General features: G+C 52.2%; 1 protein-coding gene. It reads right to left on the bottom strand.

What is annotated here, in order from left to right; all coding sequences use genetic code 11:
- Window positions 1–141: 141 nt before the first annotated feature.
- A partial coding sequence (gene ltrA, locus JMF85_RS27785) for a group II intron reverse transcriptase/maturase (protein ID WP_236596030.1) occupies window positions 142–1,161 on the bottom strand: 1,020 nt, incomplete at its 5' end.

Genomic DNA, 1,161 nt, shown 5'->3' with positions numbered 1-1,161 from the left:
TAGAGTAGAGAACTGAAATTTCATCGGAGGGCGCAAGCCCTCCTTTTACTTTTCCAGCTCCCCCTGCATCAAACCGGACGTGAGGTTTTCCCTCATCCGGCTTTCCGATGTTCTTCTTCCTTCAGCGTTACGGTACTTTCTCTAGCTGGCGAGTTTCTTTAGTCCTGCAAGCTGTGCCGCCATGGCGGCTTGCTTGGACCTGCTGTGTTTATTACGACGATTTCGCTTCTTGTTCCAGAACAGCGTGAGGCGTTTTCGGATGTACCAGTCGATCTTGTTCAGGAATGGGTCGGCAAAGACATCGAGTCCATAGTAGTTCTTCCACCCCTGTATCTTGGGGTTCAGTTCCGCCACCATCTGGTTCATCGTCCAGTACAGGCGGTTTCTCGGCTCTGTCGCTTCCTTCACCTTCTGTCTCATGCTCTTCATGGCCTTCTGGGACGGGTAACTGCGAAGGATTGAGATTGTTTTGTTCCCCTTCAGTTTCTTTGGTATTTTCCGGTGATGCATCCCCAGAAAGTCAAATCCTTGTTTATCGTCCCACAGGTTGATGAGCTTGGACTTTTCCCTGTTCATTTCGACTTCCAGCCTTCCGAATACCGCCTTGAGTACGTCGATCGCTCTTAGCGCTTGTTCTTTGGTTTTGCACAAGATCACAAGATCATCGGCGTATCGCACCATGGTTCCCGTCTCTGCGAACTTCTTCTCCCAGATTGTATCCAGGTAGTTCAGATACAGATTCGAAAGTAATGGGGAGATGACGCCGCCCTGAGGACTCCCTAAGTCGGTTTCGTGAAACTGATCATCTTTCACGAATCCTGCTTTCAGCCACTGCCGGATCAGCTTCAATACCCTTCGGTCGCTGATCCGCTGTTCCACCAGTTGCATCAGCTTGTCATGGGCTATGTTGTCAAAGTAGCCCCGAATGTCGATGTCGACCACCCAGTAGACGCCCTTCTTCACCGCTCGGCGGATATGCCGGATCGCCCCATGCTGGCTGCGCTTCGGCCTGAATCCGTATGAGCAGTCTTTGAAGTCGGCTTCGAAGATCGGTTCCACCACTATTTTCGTCGCCATTTGCACGACTCTGTCCCGAATCGCCGGAATGCCCAGCGGCCGCATCTTCCCGTCCGCTTTCGGTATCTCCTTGCGCCTTGCGGG

Origin of the sequence: Paenibacillus sp. EPM92 (genome assembly GCF_016586185.1) — a bacterium.
Taxonomy (GTDB): domain Bacteria; phylum Bacillota; class Bacilli; order Paenibacillales; family NBRC-103111; genus Paenibacillus_G; species Paenibacillus_G validus.
The sequence above is the reverse complement of the archived record's forward strand: the minus strand, read 5'-3'. Positions and strand labels throughout refer to the sequence as shown.